Genomic DNA, 19,670 nt, shown 5'->3' on the forward strand with positions numbered 1-19,670 from the left:
ATGCAAGCGGCGCGCCACGGCCGGCGCGATCACTGGAATCGACCGAGGCGGAACGGCGCGAGATCGATCGCGCTGCGTCCCTCGGTGAGGGATTCGGCCACCGTCGCGCCGATGCCCGCGGAATGCTTGAAGCCGTGGCCGGAACAGGCCGAGACGACCGTGACCCTGTCGTGATCGGGGTGGCGGTCGATGATGAAGCCGCGGTCGGGCGTGATCGTGTAGAGGCAGGCGGCGGCCTCGGCCACGCGCGGGGTCGCGCCCGCCAAGCGCCCGGCGACGTGCAGGCGGTACATCTCGGCGGATTCCTCCGGGGAGACGGCGCGGTCGATGGAATCGGCGGTGGTGCGCGTCGCGTACTGCTCGGTGGCGACCTTGAGGCGATGGTCGCCCGGCCCCGGCGGGAAGCCGTAGAGGTAGTCGACGTCGCTCGCGCCGTGCATCCAGACGAAGACCGGCGCGCCGGGGCCGTAGGCGCCGACGTCGTCGAGGGCGAACCAGTGCAGGACCTGCCGCCGCACCGTGAGGAGGCGCGCGAAGGCGGATCCGAGGAGCGGCGCCGTCCAGGCGCCGGCCGACACGACGGCGCGCGCGGCCCTGATCGCGCCGTCGCGGGTGCGCAGGGTCACCCCGGACGCGTCCTGCTCCAGGCCGAGCACCTCGGTGCCGGTGCGGATCTCGGCGCCGAGCGCCTCCGCCCGCCGCAGCTGGGCGGCGATGCAGCGCTCGGGCAGGACGTAGCCGCCGCCCGGCTCGTAATAGGCCTTCTCGTCGCCCGCGAGGTTCAGGAATTGCGGGAAGCGGCGGGCGACCTCGGCGCCCGTCAGCATCTCGTGCGGGATCCCGAAGGCGAGCGCCGCGTCGCGCGAGCGGCCGACGAAGTCCGGCTTGCCGTGGTGCGAGGTCGGGCCCCGCCCCGGCCCCATGACCAGCACCCCGCAGGCGTTCAGCAGCGTCTCCCCGGTCTCGGCCTCGAGCTGGCGCCAGATCCGGTGCGATTCCAGCACGAAGGGCACGTAGTCCCGGCCCTCGCCGACGGCCTGCCGGGTGATGCGGGTCTCGCCGTGGCTCGACCCCATCGCGTGCGGCGGCGCGAAGCGGTCGAGGCCGATCACCGCCGCGCCGCGCCGGGCGAGCTGGAAGAGCGTCGCGCTGCCCATGGCGCCGAGGCCGATCACGGCGACGTCGTAGGTCCTGCTCATCCGGTCCGGTCCCTGCTCATCCCGTGCGCAGGCCCCTTGGTGCCCAATGCCTGGGCGAGCCGGCAATGGCCGCGCCTCCGATGAAGCAGGATTGATGATCGGCATGACAGGGGCTTATGAAGCCGGGCCAGGATGGACACGCTTCCCGATCTCGGCGCGCTCCGGGTGATCCGCGCCGTCGCGGAGACCGGGAGCATCACGGCGGCGGCCCGGCGCCACGGCCTGACCCAATCCGCCGTCTCGCAGGTGGTCCGGCGCGTCGAGGCGGCGATCGGCGCGCCCCTGTTCGACCGCGCCCGCCGGCCGCTCGTCCCGACCGCCGCCGGCCGCATCCTCGCGGCCCGGGTTCAGGACCTGAGCCGCGACCTGGAGGACCTCCTGGCCGTCCTGCGCTCCGCCGCGGCGCAGCCGGAGCGGATCGACCTGCGGCTCGGTCTCGTCGATTCCTTCGCCGGGACGGTGGGGGCGCACCTCGTCCGCGACCTGCTCGACGGGACGGCGGCGCTCACCCTGACCGCGTGGTCGGGCCTCGCCTTCTCGCACGCCGAGGCGCTCCTGCGCCGGGCGATCGACGCGGCGATCACCTGCGACCCGATGGACGGCCTGTCCGGCATCGAGCGCTATCCCGTGTTCCGCGAACCCTACCTGCTGGCGGTGCCGCGCGGGCTCGCCGGGGAGCTCGCGCCCCTGGGCCTGCGCGAGGTCCTCGCCCGCCACCGGCTGGTCCGCCACAGCGAGCGCTCCTTCGTCGGCCAGCAGGTCGAGCGCCACCTGAGCCGCCTCGGGCTGCGGCCCCCGCGCGCCTTCGAGTTCGACACCTCGGACGCGCTCGTCGCCATGGTGGCGATGGGGATGGGCGTGGCGGTCACGACGCCGCTCTGCCTGCTCCAGGGCATCGCCCACGCGCCGGGGATCGAGGTGCTGCCCCTGCCCAAGCCGGGCTTCTCGCGCGACCTGCTCCTCGTCACGCTGCGCGGCGAGATCCCGCGCCTCGCGCCCCGGATCGCCGCCCGCGCGCAGGCCGTCCTGCGCGAGCAGGCCATGCCGCGCCTCGACGCGCTGGTGCCCTGGCTCGGCGCGGGCGCGCCCGCGCTGTTCCCGCCGACGGACGGCGCCGGCGCGCCCTCCCCCGCCTGAGGGCAGCCGCTGGCCGGTCCGACCGGACGCGCCGCGCGATTCCGGCCGCCGACGGGCCCCGATCAGCGCGCCTTCGTGTAGGTGCCGGACACGTCCGAGCCCATCCCGCAGGGTCCCTCGACTTGGCCGAAGGTGATGACGGCGCGTCCGGGCGAGAGGCGCATCTCGATCAGCCGCTCCACGGCGGGATCATCGTCGCGAATGCGCGCGGTCAGCCGCGTGCCCTTCAGGTCGCCATCCGCGACGATGGAGCAGTCGGCGGCCGTGGCCGGTCCTCGCGGCAGCCCTCCCGCCACGATGGAGATCGTCCAGCGCGGTCCTGCCCGCTCGATCCGCATCTCCCCGCGCGACGGCGCGCGGCGGATGTAGAGACCCGCGATCGTGGGCGGTCCGGCGGATGCCTGCTCGCAGGCCGCGATCATCGCCAAGGCCGCGATCATCGCCAGGGCCGCGAGCGGCGGCAGCCGAGACCTCATCGGGCGCTCCATCCGGGCCGCGTGCCGCCGCCTCGACGGGCCGTTCCGCGCTCGCCGGGACCGACCATGGCTCGCGGAGACCTCCGGGATCGCGTCGGCTTCACCGCGCGCCCGGAGGAGGACACGCGCCGCCGCCGCCCGTCAAGTCGCCGCGCCGACGGGGCGACCCGCGGGGGCCTTCCCGCTCACCCGTGCTCCGCGCCGCGGACGTCCCGCCGGCGGCCGCGGGATCCCTCCCCCGCGCCCGATGTCGATCGCCCGGGCTCTGCTCGGGAACCTCGACCTTTATCAGGTGTTGACGGTCCGCCTGTTGGGACTCGACCCGCGGCTTGCCTGAACGCGCGGCCCTTCCGCTCGGGCGGCACGCGGATGCACTTGGGGGCGAAGATGCGCGCCGTCCTGTTTGCGCTTGCCGTCATCTTTCTCGTGCAGGATCGCGGCGCCGCAGCTGAGATCAGTCAGGATGGGATCTTCAGCAAGGAATTCATCGCATTCTTCTTCGAGATCCGACGCTACAACAATTTTACTTCGGAACCGTCCGCCGAGACCGCGAACCAGCCCGACGGCGCGCGCCCGCCGTCCGGCGCGGAGGCCCGGTCGGTCTTCGACGTCTGCGACGACTACGACCTCGACAAGCTCCGGTACTACATCCTCAACCGGGACCGGAAGTACATAGACCGCTTCAATCTCGCCAGCGATCCTGACGACCTGACCTACCGGGACTATTCCATCTCGTACGTGAAGAGGATTATCAGCAGAATCAACAAGCTGACCCACCAGAAGGTGCGCAAGGGGGGTGCGGCGATCGCCTACATCCGGCTCGACACGGAGGGCGTGATCGTCGAGGCGCGCGTCACGGATTTTCTGGGTGACCCGGCGGCCGTCAAGGAGGCTTACGCCGTCGTGACTCCCGGCAGGAAGCTGGGGGAGCCGCCGTCCTTCGTGGACCGGGACAGCCTGCGCTTCACCGTGCCGATCGTGTTCGTGCAGTAGGTCCCTCGCGGGATTCCCCGCTGACCGCGGACGCCGCGCCGATCGCGCGGGTCATCCGAGGCGCCCCTCCCCGCCCGACTGTGATCCGGCTCACAGTACGGCGGCGGCCGGGCGCCGATAACGGATCTCGACCGCATCGGTCGTCACGGAGATCCGAGATGACTCCCTCGAAGGCAGCAAATCTCAAGAACATCGTGTCACGTCCGACGCCGGTGGGGACGGAGGACGACGACCAGGACGCCGTGTTGCTGGCGGATGACGCGCGCCGCGGGCCGGCCGGCCTCGGCACCTCGCCGACCACGCTGGCCCTGGTCGCGACGTTCGGCAACGGGACGGCGACGGTCTTCGGGGACAGTCTCGACAACACCGTCACGCTGAGCCGGAACGCGGCCGGCCAGATCCTCGTCAACGGCGGAGCCGTGCCGATCACCGGCGGCACCGCGACGGTCGCCAATACCGGCCTGATCCAGGTCTTCGGTCAGGGCGGGAACGACGTCCTGACCCTGAACGAGGCCAACGGCGCGCTCCCGCGGGCGAACCTGTTCGGCGGGGCCGGCAACGACGTGATGACCGGCGGCTCGGGCAACGACATGCTCTTCGGTCAGGCGGGCAACGACACGCTGCTCGGCAAGGGCGGGGCGGACTTGCTGTTCGGCGGCGCCGGCAACGACGTGCTGACCGGCGGCGACGGCGACGACCAGGTCTTCGGCGAGGCCGGCGACGACCGCATGATCTGGAATCCCGGCGACGACACCGACCTGTTCGAGGGCGGCGACGGCACCGACACCGCGGAGGTCAACGGCGGCAACGGCGCCGAGACCTTCGCGCTGACGGCGAACGGCACGCGGGTGCGCTTCGACCGGCTGGATCCGGCGCCCTTCTCCCTCGATATCGGGACGACCGAGCGGATCGTCGTCAACATGAACGGGGGGGACGACCGCTTCAGCGCGACCGGGAACCTCGCCGCGCTGATCGGCGTGACGGTCGACGGGGGCTCCGGGAACGACACCATCCTCGGCAGCAACGGCGGCGACCTGTTGCTCGGCGGCGACGGCAACGACGTCGTCGACGGTCAGCAGGGCAGCGACGTCGCCATGCTGGGCGCGGGCGACGACACCTTCCAGTGGGACCCGGGCGACGGCAGCGACGTGGTCGAGGGGCAGGCCGGCAGCGACACCCTGCTCTTCAACGGCGCGAACATCGCCGAGACCATCGACCTAGCGGCCAATGGCGGGCGGGCAGTGCTGCGGCGCGACATCGCCAGCGTGACGATGGACCTCAACGACGTCGAGACGGTCGACGTGAGGGCGCTGGGAGGGGCGGACCGGATCACCGTCGACGACCTGTCGGGCACCGACGTGACGCGGGTCGTCCTGAACCTCGCGGGCGCCGGGGGCGGCGGCGACGGGCAGGCGGACACGGTCGTGATCAACGGCACCGCCGGCGACGACGTGATTCAGCTGATCGCCGGCAGCGACGGGATCCGGGTGCTCGGCCTCGCGGCGGAGATCGACATCGTCGGCTTCGACCCGAGCGACCGCCTCCTGATCAACGGGCTGGGCGGGGACGACGTGATCGAGGCGTCGGGCCTGACGGCCACCGGCATGCTGCTGACCGCGGATGGCGGCGCGGGCAACGACGTCCTGATCGGCGGCCCCGGCCCCGACACGCTCCTCGGGGGCGAGGGCGACGACGTGCTGATCGGGGGACCGGGCCTCGACGTCCTCGACGGCGGGCTCGGCAGCAACGTCGTGATCTCCTGAGCGTCACCCGACGCGGCGGGCGCCGGCCGGCGCATCATGCCGCGACGCGAGCCGGCGAGGAATCGCCCCTGCCTCGAATTGACAGGATCGGATCAGATCGATGCGACACTTCCCTTCGACACCTCCCCGTCATCGGTGCGACCGGCGGCCTGTGGCGGGGCGAGGTCGCCTTCGGCGACGGGAGCCGGAGCTTAGGGCCCCGTGGTTCAAGACGGACCCGGACCCGCGGGGCCACGGCCTCGACGGGATCGCCGCCGACCAGCGGGAGGTGCGCATCACGATCGTCATCCCGTCGGGCGACCGCGCGCTCCGTCAGTGGCTCACGTTCACTCGGACACCGCGCAGCCGCCGGGCCGCCGCGTGCATTGAGCAACTCATCCGACCGGGCGGCCAGCGCGAGGGAGAAACGTGGAGCGTCTCCCCGCACCAGATCCCGCCGACCGAGTTCCGCGCCATCGAGGTCCGTCGGCCCGACGGGAGCGACACGCGGATCGAGCCTGGCGACCTCGCGGCCATGGTGCCGCACGAGGGACTGGAAGAGGAGGTCCGCGCGGAGTTCCGCGACATGCGCACCCGCACGCGCTTCCGGGCCGCCTCACCGGCCTTGGCCTTCCCGGCCCGCCGCTCGATATCCCGGCGGCGGTAGCGGGGCCCGAGTTCCGCGGCGTCGCGGGGCGGCTCCTCGAGACAGGGGGCCGCCCCGCGCGGCATTTGGGCGAATCGCGGCGCCGGGACGGGGATCGGCCGGGGCGACGGCTTCACGATTCTCCCCGTTGCCCGGCGGGCGAACCGCCGGACGTGCGCGCCGCACTGGGTGGTCATGACCGTCGATGCCCGCGCCCCAGAGGCCGCGAACCAGCGGGTTGGCTGCCCTCGTGGAGCGACTCGACCTTGGCCTGGAGCAGCAGCTTGCGACCCGACTCGGACCTTCGATTCGTCCTCGCTCGACCCGAGCTTCGGACGCCACTCGGACCTTCCAGCGGTGCTCGCGCAACCCAGGCTATTGACCCCTTCCGGACATTCGTAGCGCGTGTCGGGAATGTCCGGTTGCGGGTGCTTTCCGGAATGGCGGTCTCCCGATCCACTTGTCTCACATGCCCACGTCCCGGGCGCTCCCGCGTCGGGCGCACCAGCGGGACCGTGCCCCCGCGAAGCTCGGCCGTGCGCAGACGGGCGGGATCCCGGTCTCTATCAGGGCATGACCCTGCAGCCGTTGTCGTCGGCCCTCCTCGGCGCCGCGGCGGGAGGTTTCGCCTTGATCGATGCAGTCAGCAACCTTGTTTCCCGACCTCGCTCCGGGAGGTGGATCGAGGATGCGACGGCGAGCACCGATCTGGCGCTGTCCGTTATCCCGATAAGCGTTGTGCTCGGTGCGAATTTGGTGCTCACCATGCCTTCCCGTCTGTGGATCGTTGGGGTTCGACATGACTGCCATGGCGGCATCGCCGGCCGAAGCCGAGACGGTGATCAGCGAGTTCCTCAACCGGTGCGGGCTGGTGACGCTCGGCGAGCCGACGCGGCTGGTGCCGCTCACCGGTGGGGTCGCGTCGGACATCTTTCGGGTGGAGGTCGGCGAGCGCACCTTCGTCGTCAAAAAGGCGCTGGCGCGCCTGCGCGTCGCGCAGGAATGGAATGCCCCCGTCTCGCGCAATAAGAGCGAGGTGGGCTGGTTCATCGAGGCACGGCGCGCCGTCCCGCACGCCGTGCCGGACATCATCGCGCACGACCCTGACTTGGGCGTGTTCGCGATGACCTACCTGGATCCCGCTCGCCATCCGATCTGGAAGGACGAGCTCCGCGATGGCCGGGCGAGGCCCGCCTTCGCGTCGGCGGTTGGCCAAACCATCGCCACCATCCACAACGCGACGGCTCATTCGGCCGAAGCGGCGCGTCGCTTTGCCAATGACGAGACGTTCCACGCCATCCGCCTCGAACCCTACCTCGAGGCAACAGCGAGGCGCCACGGCGACCTCGCGGAGGAGCTCTTCGCCCTCTCTCGGGCGACGATCCAGAGCAAGGTCGTCATGGTGCATGGCGACGTCAGCCCGAAGAACATCCTTGCCGGTCCGGCCGGACCCGTGCTGCTCGATGCCGAATGTGCGTGGTACGGCGAGCCGGCCTTCGACCTGGCATTCTGCCTCAACCATCTCCTCCTCAAGTGCGTCTGGAAGAGGCCGCACGCGACGGACTACCTGGCCTGCTTCGATGCGCTCGCGTCGTCCTATCTCTCCCGCGTGTGCTGGGAGGCGCCCGAGAGCGTGGAGGTGCGGGCAGCCCGCCTTCTGCCGGCGCTGTTCCTGGGCCGCATCGATGGAAAGTCGCCCGCGGAGTACATCACGGCGGAGGCTGACCGCGAGCTCGTCAGGCGCGTGGCCCGTCATCTGATCGTGAGCCGCCCGCGGCAGCTCTCACAGATCCGGCAAGACTGGGCGAGGGAGGTCCTGAATTGACCAGCATGACCATCACGTCCGTGCACGGACGCCGCCTGTGGGACTCCCGCGGTCGCCCTACTGTCGAGGTGGAGGTCACGGTGGGCGGCCACGCGGTCGGCCGCGCCATCGCGCCGGCGGGAGCGTCCACCGGCTCGGGCGAAGCGATCGACCTGCGTGACGGGGGCGAGGCATTCGGTGGCCTCGACGTGCGCCGGGCGATCGGCAACGTGAACGGGCCGATCGCCCGGGCGCTCGTGGGAATGGACGCGAGCGATCCTCCGGCGATCGATGCGGCGATGATCGCGCTCGACGGCACGCCCGACAAGTCCCGGCTGGGCGGCAACGCCACCGTGGCGACATCCATGGCCGTGCTGCACGCGCGGGCCCGTGCCGTCGGGCTTCCGGTCTGGAAGCTGCTGGCCGGGTCTCGGCAGGTGCGCATCCCCCTTCCGGAGATCCAGATCTTCGGCGGCGGGGCGCACGCCGAGAGGCGCGTCGACATTCAGGACTTCATGGTGATGTGCCCTGGTGCCGGGTCCTTCGCCGAGGCGCTGGACTGGACTGCGGAGATCTATCGCGCAGCCGGTGCGTTGATGCGGAGGGCCGGCAAGCTTCAGGGCGTCGCCGACGAGGGCGGGTACTGGCCCGTTTTCGCGTCCAACGAGGAGGCCCTGGATACCCTCATGCTCGCGCTCGAGGCTGCGGGCTTCAGGCCGGGCGCCGACGTGGCGATCTCGCTGGATGTCGCGGCCTCGGAGTTCGGTCGGGCCGGAGCCTATGTCCTGGCTCTCGACGGCCGGACGCTGGATACGGCCGGGATGATCGACATGCTCGGGAGCTGGCTCGATGCCTACCCGATCGTGTCCATTGAGGATCCGGTGGCCGAGGACGACGTCGACGGGTTCAAGGCGTTCACGGCGAGCTATGGCCGGCACTGTCAGATCATCGGCGATGACTTCTTCGTCACCGATGCGAAGCGCGTGACACGCGCAGCTGGCGATCGTTCGGCCAATGCGGTGCTGATCAAGCCGAACCAAGCGGGCACCCTCGCCGAGACCCACGCGGCCCTCCTCGCTGCGAAGGAGGCGGGTTTCGGCACCATCGTGTCGGCCCGCTCGGGCGAGACGGAAGATACGACCATCGCCCATCTGGCTGTCGGCTGGGATGCCGGCCAGCTCAAGGTCGGTTCGTTCTCCCGGTCGGAGCGAATGGCCAAGTGGAACGAGGTGCTTCGCATCGAGGAGTGCTTGGGGGACGATGCGGTCTTCGCGGGCTGGTCGGCACTGCCGTTCAAGGAGGCTGCGCCATCGTCCTGAGCGCGGCCGGCGGTTGCCGGATGATTTTCCCGATGCTGACGACGGCCGATAGAAGAGATCGAAAGACAAGAAGGGCCTGACCAGCGCCGCGACCGCCGGGAGCATGCGATCGGCACGCCAGAGCATTTTCCGACGAAGTGGATGCCGGTTCGTCGCGGACAATGCGGCAAGATCAAAGATCGAGAGCGGCACCCGGTTGCAACGTGATCGGGTGCCGCTCTAGACGGCGCCGCCGCATACCGAGCGGCGTCTTGTCTGCCGATCGCGAGTTCATCGCGTTGATAGGCCGCCCTGGCGGACCGACCGCGGAGAGGTGATCGATATTGTCGGCAAAGCGTGACCGAAATGACTGCAGGACCGTCGACCTGGCCGATCGATCCGAACGGGGTGAGCTATCCGCCGCCGCCCTGGCACCTTCAGGGGACAGCTTTCGTCTCGCTGTGGCGGGTCGAAGCGTCCCGCCTGCCGGCAGGTTGGTTGGCGCGGGACGTGCGGCCGGTGATCATGATGGGCCGCGCGCTCCTTGGAACGGCCTTCGCGGTGTACGAACCGACCGGTGTTCTGGCCTACAACGAGGCAATGGCCGCGATTCAGGTCGGGTACGGTTGGCAACTCGCGCTGAGCGTGCCCGAGATCTGGGTCGATCACCCAGCCTCGATCGCGGGAGCGCGCGCGATGTGGAGCATCCCCAAGCAGGAAGCCGTGTTCCGGGTTCGGAGGAGTGTCAGTCCTGGAGCCGTAAGTTTTGAGGCAAGGGTAACGGCGGGTGCAGAGCGGGAACTCGCGAAGCTCGTGTTTAGGAACCGAATCGCGATACCGGGCCGTTGGCCGCTGCGGATGACAATCGTGCAGCGGTCATTACGTCACGAAGATCACGAGGATATTCGCGTGACCAAAGCTTTGATACGGGCGAGCGTGTCGTTTGGAGCCGCAACGTGGAGCTTTGCTCGCGGCGGCCCGCTCGATTTCCTGAGCGGATCCATCCCTCTCGTGAACTTTCGGCTATCCCGGATGGCACTCCGAATTGGACGATCTTGACGCGCAGCGGACCCAAAGAAGCGGCCCATCTGAGGTCTGCTTCACGGTTCGAAGCAGACGCAGACCGTCCCCGAATGACATCGCGTCGCCAGGGACGATCCGTGTGGGGAGGTTAGGCGCCGAACAGCGGCCGCTTTCCGTTCACCCCCGTTCGACCGGCGCACCCGCCTTCTCCAGCGCAGAGAAGCCGCCAGCGACGTGAGCCACCCGACCCAGCCCCATGGTCTTGAGCGTCTGGGCGGCCAGGGCCGAGCGGCTCCCTGATCCACAATAGAGGACCAGCCGCCTGCCACCCCCGAGTTCGGCCTTATGGGTCGGGCTTGCCGGATCGGCCTGGAATTCCAGAAAGCCGCGCGGCACGTGAACCGCGCCTGCGATCTTGCCGCTCTTGGCCACCTCCTCGCCCTCGCGCACGTCGACGAACACCGTGTCCGGCTGCCCGAGGCGCGCCAGCGCCTCCTCGGCCGACAGAGTCTCCACCTCGCGGTTGGCCTCAGCCACCAAGTCCTTCGCGCTCTTCGTGGTCATGGTCACCTCCGTCACTCGCCCCAAGCCGCGCCGTCGAGCGCATTCAGCGGGATCTTCAGGTAGCGCCTCCCGTTCGCCTCGGGTTCCGGCAGCCGGCCGCCCCGGATATTCACCTGCAGCGAATGCAGGATGAGCTTGGGCATCGGCAGCTCGCGATCGCGCGCCTCGCGCATCCGCACGAACGCCTCCTCGGTCCCGGTCTCCGTCAGATGCGTGTTCTCGGCCCGCTGCCGGGCGACCGTGCTCTCCCAGGCGGCCTCGCGCCCACCCGGGCGGTAGTCGTGCCCGGTGAACAGCCGCGTCTCGTCCGGAAGCGCCATGATGCGCTGGATGCTGCGCCAGAGCGCGTGCGCGTTGCCGCCAGGGAAGTCGGCCCGCGCCGAGCCGCTGTCCGGCATGAACAAGGTGTCGTGGATGAAGGCGGCATCCCCCACCCGGTAGGCGATGGAGGCCAGGGTGTGGCCCGGCGTGAACATCACCTCGACGTCCAGGGTGCCGATCCGGAAGTGCTCGCCGTCGGCGAACAGGCGCGACCACTGCGAGCCGTCCGTCCGAAACCCGTCGGGCAGGTTGTAGAGTCCCTTCCAGAGCCGCTGCACCTCGACGACCTTCTCGCCGATGGCGGTCGGGACCCCCGTCCTGTCGTGCAGGTAGCCCGCCGCCGAGAAGTGGTCGGCGTGCGGGTGCGTGTCGAGGATCCACTCCAGCGCGTAGCCTTCGCGCTCGATATGGGCGAGCAGGGTGTCGGCGGAACGGGTGGCGGTCGCGCCGGACTTCGGGTCGAAGTCGAGCACCGGGTCGATGATGGCGCAGCGCGTCGTCTCGGGGTCCGCGACGACGTACTGGATGCTGCCGGTCGGCGCGTCGTGGAAGCCCGTCACGATGGGACGCCCGCGCAAGGGCGCGGTGGTCTGGTCCGACATGGATCTCCTCCTTCCGGGTTCAGGTCGCCGCGCCGAGGAGCGGCAGGCCCCCGCGGGCGACGATGGAGAGGCCGACCAGGATGACGAGGCCGGCGAAGGTGAGGGTCAGGGCGCGCTTGTGCCCGGCGAGGCGCTTGCCGAGGCGGGCGCCGACGAGGCCGCCGAGCACGCCGCCCAGGATGAACAGGCCGGCCAGCGGCCAGTCGATCAGGCCGGAGGCGGCGTAACTCGCCGCGGTGGCGGCCCCGAAGGCGCTGACCGCCACCAGCGAGGTGCCGATGGCCATCGGCAGCGGCATGGACGTCGCCAGCATCAGCCCCGGCACGATCAGGAAACCCCCGCCGATGCCGAAGAAGCCGGAGAACAGGCCCACCGAGAACCCGATCCCGAGCAGCCAGGGCAGGAGCACCGGGGCGCTCCGCCTGGTCAGGCGCACGTCCGGATCGCCCTCGCCGCGCCGCTTGCGCAGCATCAGGCCCCCGACGACGAGCATCACCACCCCGAACAGCGCCAGCAGACTCTGTCCGTCGACCGCCTTGGCCGAGGCCGAGCCGGCGAGCGCACCGAGAATGCCGGCGAGCGAGAACGCCGCCGCGCACCGCCACTTCACGTTCCCGGCCCGCCATTGCGGGACGAGGTTGCCGGCCGCGCTGACCGAGACCGCCAGGGCGCTGGTGCCGATGGCCACGTGGGGCGAGCTCACCCCGACCACGTCGGTCAGGAGCGGGACCGCGAGGATCGAGCCACCCCCGCCGACGAGGCCGAGGATCACGCCGACGACCCCGCCCGAGCCGGTCGCGAGGCCGGATGTCAGCAAGCCGGGCATCACGCGTCAGCTCCCTGCACCGCCGCCGGCTTCGAGCCCGCCGAGGGAACGAGGCGGACCAGCAGCATGCCGATGACCATGGCGGCGACGAAAGTCGCGGCGGGGCCCGGCACGACCGTCAGGATGGTCAGAGCGGGCCCGGGGCACAGGCCGGCCAAGCCCCAGCCGAGGCCGAAGACCGCGGCGCCGGCGATCAGGCGCGGGTCGAGATCGCGCCGGGTCGGGATCGCCAGCTGCGATTCCAGCACCGGCCGGCCGCGGCGCCTCGCGACCCAGTCGCCGGCGGCAGAGACCGCGACGGCGCCCGCCATGACGAGGGCGAGGCTCGGGTCCCAGCGTCCGGTCACGTCGAGGAAGGCGAGGACCTTGGCCGGGTTGGCCATGCCGGAGACGAGCAGGCCGAACCCGAACAGCAGGCCGGCGGCGCATGCGGAAGCGATCTTGGCCATGCTCAGCCTCCGAGCAGGCGGCGGGCGACGAGGACGGTCAGGATGGCGACGGCCATGAAGATGCCGGTCGCGACGAGGGAGCGGGGCGAGCCGCGACCGATGCCGCAGACGCCGTGGCCGCTCGTGCAGCCCGCCCCGAGGCGCGCGCCGAACCCGACGAGCAGGCCCGCGAGCACGAGGAGCGGGAACGAGGCGTCGACCGTCACCGGCGGCAGGCTTCCTCCCAGGCAGGCGTAGACCAGCGGTGCGAGGACGAGGCCGGCCAGGAAGGCGACCCGCCACCCGGTCTCGCGCGAGGGTGGGGCGAGCAGCCCGCCGAGGATGCCGCTGATGCCGGCGATGCGTCCGTTGAGGAGCAGGAACAGGGCCGCGGAAGCCCCGATCATGACGCCGCCGAAGGAGGCGCCGAGTGGCGTGAAGCCGTTCATGGTAATCACTCCAGGGCCGCGGCAGGGGCAAACCGGCGGGCGGCGCCCGATCCTTGCGCCGCCTCCGGGGTTGTCATGGACCGGGTGCCCCCGCACCCCGTCGCATCACATTAGATGATGCTTAATTAGTGAAATCTAATTTAACGTCAAGAGGGAGACGGCCGATGATCCCCGGCACCGTGGAGCGGGTCCCGCTTCACACAGGCGCGCGCGACAACCGGCGCATCGCTACCGACCTCGAAGCGAGCGTCCGCTGGCATGCCGAGCACCCGCAGGCGATCGGTCACCGATTGCGTGAGCTCGACGCGGAGTGGGACATCGAGCGGACGCTGGAGGCCAATGCCGCGACGCTGGCGCTCACCGGAACCGTCCTCGGCATGACCGCCGACCGGCGCTGGCTCGCCCTGCCGCTGGCAGTGACGGCGTTCCTGCTCCAGCACGCCGTCCAGGGCTGGTGCCCGCCCTTGCCGGTGCTACGGCGGCTCGGCTTCCGCACGGCCCGCGAGATCGAGGTCGAGCGCAACGCCCTGAAGGCCCTCCGGGGCGATTTCGGCCCCATCGGACCGGGCCCGGGCGACCACGACACCCGGGCGAGTCACGCGCTCATGGCGGCCAGGCTCTGATGGTCGGACGCCGGAACGGCTTCGCCTTCCGCCCGCGCTAAGGGTGGACGTACGCGAACCCGATGCCCTGCAGGCGCGCCAACTCGGCGACGCCGCTCGGCGCAACGACGTCCTCTCTCACGCCGTCGCGCGCGCCACGGTCGAGGCGGTCGAGCCGTGGATGATCGAGGCCGTCGTCCAAGGTGGGACCGGCGGATGCGCTGCTTCCGAGGCTGCCTGTCGCCTCCGGCGTGGCTTGGCGCGCGGCGTGAGCGGTGCCTCTCGAGCCGAGCACCACGACCTTCGTGCCCGTGGGCACGCGCCGGTGCAGGTCGATCACGTCCTGGTTCAGCATGCGGATGCACCCTGAGGAGACCGCCTCGCCGATGCTCCACGGCTCCGTCGTGCCGTGGATGCGGTAGAGCGTGTCCTTGCCGTCCTTGAACAGGTAGAGCGCCCGGGCCCCGAGCGGGTTCCTCTCCCCGCCCGGCATGCCGCCAGCCCAGCGCCCGTTGCGTGTCGGGTCCCGCCGGATCATGTCGGGCGTCGGCGTCCATCGCGGCCACGATGCCTTGCGGGCCACCGTCGCCTCGCCGGTGAACTCGAAGCCGGCCTTGCCGACGCCCACCCCGTAGCGCATCGCCTTGCCGCCCTCCATGACGAGGTAGAGGAAGCGCCCGTAGGGGTCGACCACGAGTGTGCCGGGCCGCTCCTTCGTCGGGTCGTCGACCACCTGGCGAACGTCGCGGGCCTTGAGATCGCGCGGGTCGACCGCCTCGACCGGGAACGGCTCGTCCGTGATGGCCGCGTACCGGCGTAGAGCATCCGGCGCGATCTGCGGCCGGGCCTGCGCGACCGGGGCCGGCGCGCCCATCGAGGCCGTGCAGGCGCCGAGCGCCGAGGCGAGCGCGATCAGCGCCGGGAGACGCGGAACCCGCCGCATCATGGGCGGCCCTTGGCGCGCGCCTGGGTCGCCGCCTCTTTGAAGCCGTCGTAGTCGAGCGCCGCGGCGACCTTCAGCGGGCCGATCAGGAAGACGGGCGTGCCCTGCAGGCCGAGGGCGTCGGCCTGGTCGAGGTTGCGCTGGAGCAGAGCCGCCATCTCACCCTGGCGGGCCTTCCGGTCCTCCTCCAGGCGGGCCATGTCGACACCTGAGGCGGACACGACCTCCAGCATCCGCTCCTTCGGGATCTTGCGGCCCGGAATGGCCATGAGCGCGCGGTGCACCGCGTCGTAGCGACCCTGGTACTTCGCCGCGAGCGCGAGCTGAGCGCCGTAGACGGAGGCGTCGCCGAGGATCGGCCAATCCTTGTGGACGAGACGGATCCGGCCGTCCGATTTCACCAGCCGGATGAGGTCGGGCTCGGACTTCTTGCAGAAGGGACAATTGTAATCGAGGAAGGCGACGATGGTCAGGTCGCCCTTCGGGTTGCCCGAGACCGGCGCCTCGGGGTCGTTGAGGATGGCGTTCGCGTCGATGCCTTCGGCGACGGCTTGGGCGGCTCCTGGCGGTGACGACAGGACCGGCGCGAGCGCGACGGCGGGCAGAAGGGCGAGCAGGGTCCTGCGGTCCATGACGGTCTCCGTGGGTGTGTCGAGGGGGTGGCTCAGGCGCCGACGAGGGCGAGACCGCGCGTCAGGTCCTCGACCGTGAGCTCGCCCTCGGTGCGGGCCTCCCGGACCTCGGCGCCGTCGGGGCGCATCAGGATGAGCGTCGGCGGTCCGACGACCTGGAAGCGTTGCATCAGGGCGCGGGTGTCGGCGTCGTCGCGGGTGACGTCGGCCCGGATGACCCAGACGGCCTTGAGCCTCTCCCGGATGGCGGCATCGGCCAGGACCGTTCGCTCGTTCGTCCTGCAGACGGTGCACCAGTCGGCGGCGAACTCGACGAGCACCGGCTTACCCTCGCCGCGTGCGGCCCGCAGGGCGGTCTCGAATGCAGCGACGGAGGAAACCGTCCGGGCCTCGGCGGCGCGGCCCGCCCGCGCAGTGCCGAACCCGGCGAGCGGTCGCAGGGGGTCGGTCCCGCCCGCCGCGGCGCCGATGACGAGGGCGCAGCCGTAAGCGACGGCCACGATCCCCGCCGTCCTGCCCACGCGCGCCGGGATGCCGCTCGTGGCAATCGCCGCGACCGACAGCCCGAAGCCGATGGCGAGCGCGCCCCAGAGCAGGAGCGACAGCCCGTCCGGCAGCAGACGGGTGACCAGCGAGACCGCGAGCGCCAGGAAGACGAATCCGAAGGCGTGCTTGGCCCGCACCAGCCATGGGCCGGAGCGCGGCAGGATGCCGGCGCCGAAGGTGCCGACCAGCACCAGCGGTGCGCCCATCCCGAGGCCGAGGGCGAAGAGGGCCAGCGCGCCACGAAGGACGGAGCCGGTCTGGGCAACGGACAGGAGCGCGGCCGCAAGCGGCGGCGTCACGCAAGGCCCGACGACCAGGGCCGCGCTGAAGCCGAGCAGCGCGGCGCCGAGGACCGATCCTCCCTTCGCCGGCGACGCGGCGCCGGCACGGTCTCGCCACCAGCGCGGCGCCTGGATGTCGAACAGGCCGAACATCGACAGGGCGAGCGCGGCGAGGGCGGTGGCCATCAGCCCGAGGGCGACCGGCGTCTGAAGCGCAACCTGCAGGTTGCGCCCGAGCCAAGCTGCGGCGAGGCCGAGGCTGGCATAGGCCGCGGCCATCGCGAGGACGTAGCTGCCGGAGAGGACGAGGCCGCGCTCCGGCGTGAGCGCCTGGCCAGAGCGGACCAGCATCCCCGACAGGATGGGCACCATCGGCAGGACGCAGGGGGTGAATGCCAAGAGGATGCCGAGCCCGAACATGCCTGACAGGACGCCGATCAGGTTGCCGGTGAGGAGCGAGGCGGGGCCGCCGGGAGGGACGCCCGAGCGCGAGGCATTCGATGCGTGGATGGCAGGCATCGCAGCGCGCCCGGGCGCGGCACCGCCTCCACGCGGCGGCGCATCCGCGGCGCTCAGGGCAGCCAAGTCCACCCGCCGCGTGACCGGCGGGTAGCAGATGCCCTTGTCGGCGCAGCCCTGATAGGTGATCCGCACTTCGCGCGCGCCTGCGAGAGCCGCGCCCGGCACGATGGCCCCGGCCGAGCCATGATAAACCTCGGTGGGCCCGAAGTTCGGGTCGTCCTTGATCTCGCCCGGTTCCGTTGTGACCGGTAGCCACTGACCGCTCGGTGCGGCGGCGGCGATCCTGTCGCGATAGAGGTAGGTGCCGGGAGCAATGGTCCAACGCAGGTGGAGCGAGAGGTCCGCGTCGCGGGTCACCGCGAGGGAGAACGGCCCTTGCCGCGTGGCGGCGTCCTGGCACTGCCCCGGTGACCACAGCGACGAGCCCGCCCAGACCACGAGAGCGAGGACAAGGTGCGCGAGAACGTTCGGCATGAGCGGCGGGGTCCGGGTTCGGATCGGTCCGTCGCGGGTCGGACACGCAGCTTAAGCCAGCCTTAAGCCAGGCCTGGAGGATGCCGGGCCGGCAAGGGAGACACGCATGCGAATCCTCGTCGTCGAGGACGATCCCATCCTCTCGGACGGCTTGCGGGCCGGGCTCGCCCTGAGCGGGGCGGCCGTCGACTGCGTCGCGACCTGCGCGGACGCCGATGCCGCACTCACGGCAAGTCAGTTCGGGGCTGTCATTCTCGACCTGATGCTGCCGGACGGCTCGGGCCTCGACGTCTTGCGCGGCCTGCGCGGCCGGGGCGACCGGACGCCCGTCGTCCTGCTGACGGCCCGCGACGCCGTGGCCGACCGGATCGCCGGGCTCGACGGGGGCGCCGACGACTATCTCGGCAAGCCCTTCGACCTCGACGAGCTCTCGGCCCGCATCCGTGCGGTCGTCCGGCGCGCCTCAGGGCGGGCCGCCGCCGGCTTGGAGCACGGCGGCATCCGGCTCGACCCCGGCAGCCTGACCGTCACGGTCGACGGGGCGCCGGTCACCGTGTCCCGGCGCGAGTTCATGGTGCTCGCCGCGCTGATGGAACGCCCGAGCGTGCTGCGCTCGAAGGCCGAGCTGGAGGAGCGCCTCTACGGCTGGCAGGAAGAGGTTGAGAGCAACGCGGTCGAGGTGCACGTCCACAACCTGCGCACCAAGATCGGCAAGCACGCCATCGAGACGGTGCGCGGCCTCGGCTACCGCATGAGGGCGCCCGCATGAGGTCGCTGCGCGTCAGGCTCTTCGCCATCCTCCTCCTCGCCACCGGCCTGATCTGGCTCAGCGCGGTTGCCTGGATCTACCTGGGCTCGAGGCGCGAGGTGGAGCAGGTCCTCGACAATCGCCTCCAGGAAGCCGCGCGCATGGTCAGCTCCCTGGTCGGCGCGGTCGGCGGCACGGGCGCGGACGGGACGCCGCGCACCTTCCCGGCGCCGACGGCCTACGAGCGGCAGCTCTCCTGCCAGATCTGGTCCCTCGACGGGCGCATGGTCGCGCGGTCGAGCGGAGCCCCGGAGCGGCGCCTGACCGATGCGCCGGCCGGCTTCTCGGAGCGCGAGGTCGACGGCGAAACCTGGCGGGTGTTCACGGTGGAGGATGGCGAGAAGGGCGTGCGCGTCATGGTCGGCGACCGCCTCGGCCTGCGCGAACGCCTCGTCACCGACCTCATCATGGGTCTGATCACCCCCGCGCTCCTCGTCGTGCCTCTGCTCGGCATGTTGATCTGGGCGAGCCTCGGACGGGGCCTGCGCCCCTTGCGGCTGATGGCCCGGAACCTCGCGGCTCGCGACGCCGACGACATGAGCGCCATCGACGCGGGCCAGGCCCCGACGGAGGTCCGCCCTCTGGCCGACGCCCTCAACGGGCTGTTCCTCAAGGTCGAGGCGGCGCGCCGGCACGAACGGGAGGTGACGGCGTTCGCCGCGCACGAGCTGCGCACCCCGCTCGCCGGCCTGAAGACTCAGGCCCAGGTCGCCATGGCCGCAACGGACCCGGAGGTCGCGAAAGCCGCGCTGCACCAGATTCTCGCGGCCGTGGACCGCACGACGCGCCTCGTCCGCCAGCTCCTCGACACCGCCCGGCTCGACGCCTCGGGGGAAACCCGGCCTCTGACGGAGGTCGATGTGGGTGCGCTGGTGGCCGAGACCGTGGAAGGTCTGCGAGCACCTCCCGGCATCCGGACCGTGGTTGACCCCGGGCTGCGTGGCTACACGATGTGGGCCGACCCGGAGAGCCTGCGTCTCGCCGTCCGAAACCTGCACGAGAACGCCGTGCAGCACATGCAGGCCGGGCTGGTGGAATGGGCCGCGCGGCCGGGCGGCGGGGGCGTCGTCGTGCGCGACGAGGGACCCGGCATCCCCGAGGAGGAGTTGCCGCACGCCATGAAGCGCTTCTTTCGCGGCCGCCACAAGAGCGCGACGGGAAGCGGGCTCGGCCTGGCCATCGCAGAGATGGCATCCCGCCGGAGCGGGTTGAGCCTGCGCCTCCGCAATCGACCGGACCGGCAGGGGCTGGAGGCGGAGATCGTCCGGGGCTGATCACGCCCCGGGCACTCGCTCGGCAACGCGCTCTTGCAGGTTCGGGCGGACCACCTCAAACGACATCCGGTTGATTGCTT

Annotated in this window: 20 protein-coding genes; 10 read left to right on the forward strand and 10 right to left on the reverse strand. The window is 71.2% G+C overall.

Annotation, left to right across the window (positions count from 1 at the left end):
* Positions 1–29: 29 nt before the first annotated feature.
* Entirely contained in the window at positions 30–1,199 is a 1,170-nt protein-coding gene (solA, locus tag M446_RS00590; protein ID WP_012330121.1) for an N-methyl-L-tryptophan oxidase, read from the reverse strand.
* A 132-nt stretch (positions 1,200–1,331) separates the two neighbouring features.
* Between solA and M446_RS00595 the strand changes: the two genes are divergently transcribed.
* Positions 1,332–2,336, forward strand: coding sequence for a LysR family transcriptional regulator (locus M446_RS00595; protein WP_012330122.1), 1,005 nt, complete (start codon positions 1,332–1,334; stop codon positions 2,334–2,336).
* Between the two features lie 62 nt (positions 2,337–2,398).
* Here M446_RS00595 and M446_RS00600 read toward each other — a convergent pair whose 3' ends face one another.
* Positions 2,399–2,812 (reverse strand): hypothetical protein, encoded by a 414-nt coding sequence (locus M446_RS00600; RefSeq protein WP_012330123.1) that lies wholly within the window; start codon positions 2,810–2,812, stop codon positions 2,399–2,401.
* Positions 2,813–3,199: 387 nt separating this feature from the next.
* On the opposite strand from M446_RS00600, the gene M446_RS00605 reads away from it, so the two are divergent.
* From M446_RS00605 to M446_RS36615, 6 genes are all read left to right on the forward strand, one after another.
* Positions 3,200–3,805 carry a hypothetical protein gene (locus M446_RS00605; protein WP_018262989.1) on the forward strand — a complete coding sequence of 202 codons (606 nt, stop codon included), beginning with the start codon at positions 3,200–3,202 and terminating at the stop codon, positions 3,803–3,805.
* Between the two features lie 158 nt (positions 3,806–3,963).
* Positions 3,964–5,568, forward strand: a complete 1,605-nt coding sequence (locus M446_RS00610; protein ID WP_012330125.1) for a calcium-binding protein — start codon at positions 3,964–3,966, stop codon at positions 5,566–5,568.
* A 268-nt stretch (positions 5,569–5,836) separates the two neighbouring features.
* On the forward strand, positions 5,837–6,214 hold the full coding sequence (locus M446_RS00615) for a hypothetical protein (protein ID WP_265576497.1): 378 nt from the start codon (positions 5,837–5,839) through the stop codon (positions 6,212–6,214).
* Positions 6,215–6,992: 778 nt separating this feature from the next.
* Positions 6,993–8,018, forward strand: coding sequence for a phosphotransferase family protein (locus tag M446_RS00620; RefSeq protein ID WP_265576498.1), 1,026 nt, complete (start codon positions 6,993–6,995; stop codon positions 8,016–8,018).
* A 5-nt stretch (positions 8,019–8,023) separates the two neighbouring features.
* The gene (gene eno / locus M446_RS00625; RefSeq protein WP_415926926.1) at positions 8,024–9,316 is read left to right on the forward strand and encodes a phosphopyruvate hydratase; all 1,293 of its coding nucleotides are present in this window, start codon (positions 8,024–8,026) and stop codon (positions 9,314–9,316) included.
* A gap of 345 nt (positions 9,317–9,661) precedes the next feature.
* A complete protein-coding gene (locus M446_RS36615) occupies positions 9,662–10,354 on the forward strand; it encodes an acetoacetate decarboxylase family protein (protein ID WP_012330129.1) in 693 nt (230 codons plus the stop codon).
* A 141-nt stretch (positions 10,355–10,495) separates the two neighbouring features.
* Here M446_RS36615 and M446_RS00630 read toward each other — a convergent pair whose 3' ends face one another.
* Genes M446_RS00630 through M446_RS00650 form a run of 5 tightly spaced genes read right to left on the reverse strand, consistent with a single transcriptional unit; the run spans position 10,496 to position 13,508 of the window.
* Complete coding sequence (locus tag M446_RS00630) at positions 10,496–10,882, reverse strand: rhodanese-like domain-containing protein (protein WP_012330130.1); 387 nt, start codon at positions 10,880–10,882, stop codon at positions 10,496–10,498.
* An 11-nt stretch (positions 10,883–10,893) separates the two neighbouring features.
* Positions 10,894–11,805, reverse strand: coding sequence for an MBL fold metallo-hydrolase (locus M446_RS00635; RefSeq protein WP_012330131.1), 912 nt, complete (start codon positions 11,803–11,805; stop codon positions 10,894–10,896).
* Between the two features lie 19 nt (positions 11,806–11,824).
* Entirely contained in the window at positions 11,825–12,631 is an 807-nt protein-coding gene (locus M446_RS00640; RefSeq protein ID WP_012330132.1) for a sulfite exporter TauE/SafE family protein, read from the reverse strand.
* A complete protein-coding gene (locus tag M446_RS00645; RefSeq protein ID WP_012330133.1) occupies positions 12,631–13,080 on the reverse strand; it encodes a DUF6691 family protein in 450 nt (149 codons plus the stop codon). The genes M446_RS00640 and M446_RS00645 overlap by 1 nt, the downstream gene beginning before the upstream one ends.
* A 2-nt stretch (positions 13,081–13,082) precedes the next feature.
* Positions 13,083–13,508: a YeeE/YedE family protein gene (locus M446_RS00650; protein WP_012330134.1), complete on the reverse strand. Its 426-nt coding sequence runs from the start codon at positions 13,506–13,508 to the stop codon at positions 13,083–13,085.
* Positions 13,509–13,672: 164 nt separating this feature from the next.
* On the opposite strand from M446_RS00650, the gene M446_RS00655 reads away from it, so the two are divergent.
* Entirely contained in the window at positions 13,673–14,131 is a 459-nt protein-coding gene (locus M446_RS00655; RefSeq protein ID WP_012330135.1) for a DUF2892 domain-containing protein, read from the forward strand.
* A gap of 37 nt (positions 14,132–14,168) precedes the next feature.
* On the opposite strand, the gene M446_RS00660 is transcribed toward M446_RS00655, so the two are convergent.
* The 3 genes from M446_RS00660 to dsbD are packed head-to-tail and all read right to left on the reverse strand — an operon-like array spanning position 14,169 to position 17,508.
* A complete protein-coding gene (locus M446_RS00660) occupies positions 14,169–15,053 on the reverse strand; it encodes a L,D-transpeptidase family protein (protein WP_415926927.1) in 885 nt (294 codons plus the stop codon).
* Positions 15,053–15,685: a DsbA family protein gene (locus tag M446_RS00665; protein ID WP_012330137.1), complete on the reverse strand. Its 633-nt coding sequence runs from the start codon at positions 15,683–15,685 to the stop codon at positions 15,053–15,055. Before M446_RS00665 ends, M446_RS00660 begins: the two co-directional genes overlap by 1 nt.
* Positions 15,686–15,717: 32 nt before the next feature.
* The gene (dsbD, locus tag M446_RS00670) at positions 15,718–17,508 is read right to left on the reverse strand and encodes a protein-disulfide reductase DsbD (protein WP_012330138.1); all 1,791 of its coding nucleotides are present in this window, start codon (positions 17,506–17,508) and stop codon (positions 15,718–15,720) included.
* Positions 17,509–17,614: 106 nt separating this feature from the next.
* Here dsbD and M446_RS00675 point away from each other — a divergent pair, with 106 nt between their 5' ends.
* Complete coding sequence (locus M446_RS00675) at positions 17,615–18,277, forward strand: response regulator (RefSeq protein ID WP_012330139.1); 663 nt, start codon at positions 17,615–17,617, stop codon at positions 18,275–18,277.
* Positions 18,274–19,590, forward strand: coding sequence for an ATP-binding protein (locus M446_RS00680; protein ID WP_012330140.1), 1,317 nt, complete (start codon positions 18,274–18,276; stop codon positions 19,588–19,590). The genes M446_RS00675 and M446_RS00680 overlap by 4 nt, the downstream gene beginning before the upstream one ends.
* The last annotated feature ends 80 nt before the right edge of the window (positions 19,591–19,670 follow it).

The sequence above is a fragment of the Methylobacterium sp. 4-46 genome, from assembly GCF_000019365.1.
GTDB lineage: Bacteria > Pseudomonadota > Alphaproteobacteria > Rhizobiales > Beijerinckiaceae > Methylobacterium.

Coding starts and splice junctions, on each gene's coding strand:
- M446_RS00610 (WP_012330125.1), top strand. CDS start 3,964: ATGACTCCCTCGAAGGCAGCAAATCTCAAGAACATCGTGTCACGTCCG.
- M446_RS00655 (WP_012330135.1), top strand. CDS start 13,673: ATGATCCCCGGCACCGTGGAGCGGGTCCCGCTTCACACAGGCGCGCGC.
- M446_RS00630 (WP_012330130.1), bottom strand. CDS start 10,882: ATGACCACGAAGAGCGCGAAGGACTTGGTGGCTGAGGCCAACCGCGAG.
- M446_RS00620 (WP_265576498.1), top strand. CDS start 6,993: ATGACTGCCATGGCGGCATCGCCGGCCGAAGCCGAGACGGTGATCAGC.
- M446_RS00650 (WP_012330134.1), bottom strand. CDS start 13,508: ATGAACGGCTTCACGCCACTCGGCGCCTCCTTCGGCGGCGTCATGATC.
- M446_RS00605 (WP_018262989.1), top strand. CDS start 3,200: ATGCGCGCCGTCCTGTTTGCGCTTGCCGTCATCTTTCTCGTGCAGGAT.
- M446_RS00640 (WP_012330132.1), bottom strand. CDS start 12,631: ATGCCCGGCTTGCTGACATCCGGCCTCGCGACCGGCTCGGGCGGGGTC.
- solA (WP_012330121.1), bottom strand. CDS start 1,199: ATGAGCAGGACCTACGACGTCGCCGTGATCGGCCTCGGCGCCATGGGC.
- M446_RS00595 (WP_012330122.1), top strand. CDS start 1,332: ATGGACACGCTTCCCGATCTCGGCGCGCTCCGGGTGATCCGCGCCGTC.
- eno (WP_415926926.1), top strand. CDS start 8,024: ATGACCATCACGTCCGTGCACGGACGCCGCCTGTGGGACTCCCGCGGT.
- M446_RS00680 (WP_012330140.1), top strand. CDS start 18,274: ATGAGGTCGCTGCGCGTCAGGCTCTTCGCCATCCTCCTCCTCGCCACC.
- M446_RS36615 (WP_012330129.1), top strand. CDS start 9,662: ATGACTGCAGGACCGTCGACCTGGCCGATCGATCCGAACGGGGTGAGC.
- M446_RS00635 (WP_012330131.1), bottom strand. CDS start 11,805: ATGTCGGACCAGACCACCGCGCCCTTGCGCGGGCGTCCCATCGTGACG.
- M446_RS00600 (WP_012330123.1), bottom strand. CDS start 2,812: ATGAGGTCTCGGCTGCCGCCGCTCGCGGCCCTGGCGATGATCGCGGCC.
- M446_RS00665 (WP_012330137.1), bottom strand. CDS start 15,685: ATGGACCGCAGGACCCTGCTCGCCCTTCTGCCCGCCGTCGCGCTCGCG.
- M446_RS00675 (WP_012330139.1), top strand. CDS start 17,615: ATGCGAATCCTCGTCGTCGAGGACGATCCCATCCTCTCGGACGGCTTG.
- M446_RS00645 (WP_012330133.1), bottom strand. CDS start 13,080: ATGGCCAAGATCGCTTCCGCATGCGCCGCCGGCCTGCTGTTCGGGTTC.
- dsbD (WP_012330138.1), bottom strand. CDS start 17,508: ATGCCGAACGTTCTCGCGCACCTTGTCCTCGCTCTCGTGGTCTGGGCG.
- M446_RS00660 (WP_415926927.1), bottom strand. CDS start 15,053: ATGCGGCGGGTTCCGCGTCTCCCGGCGCTGATCGCGCTCGCCTCGGCG.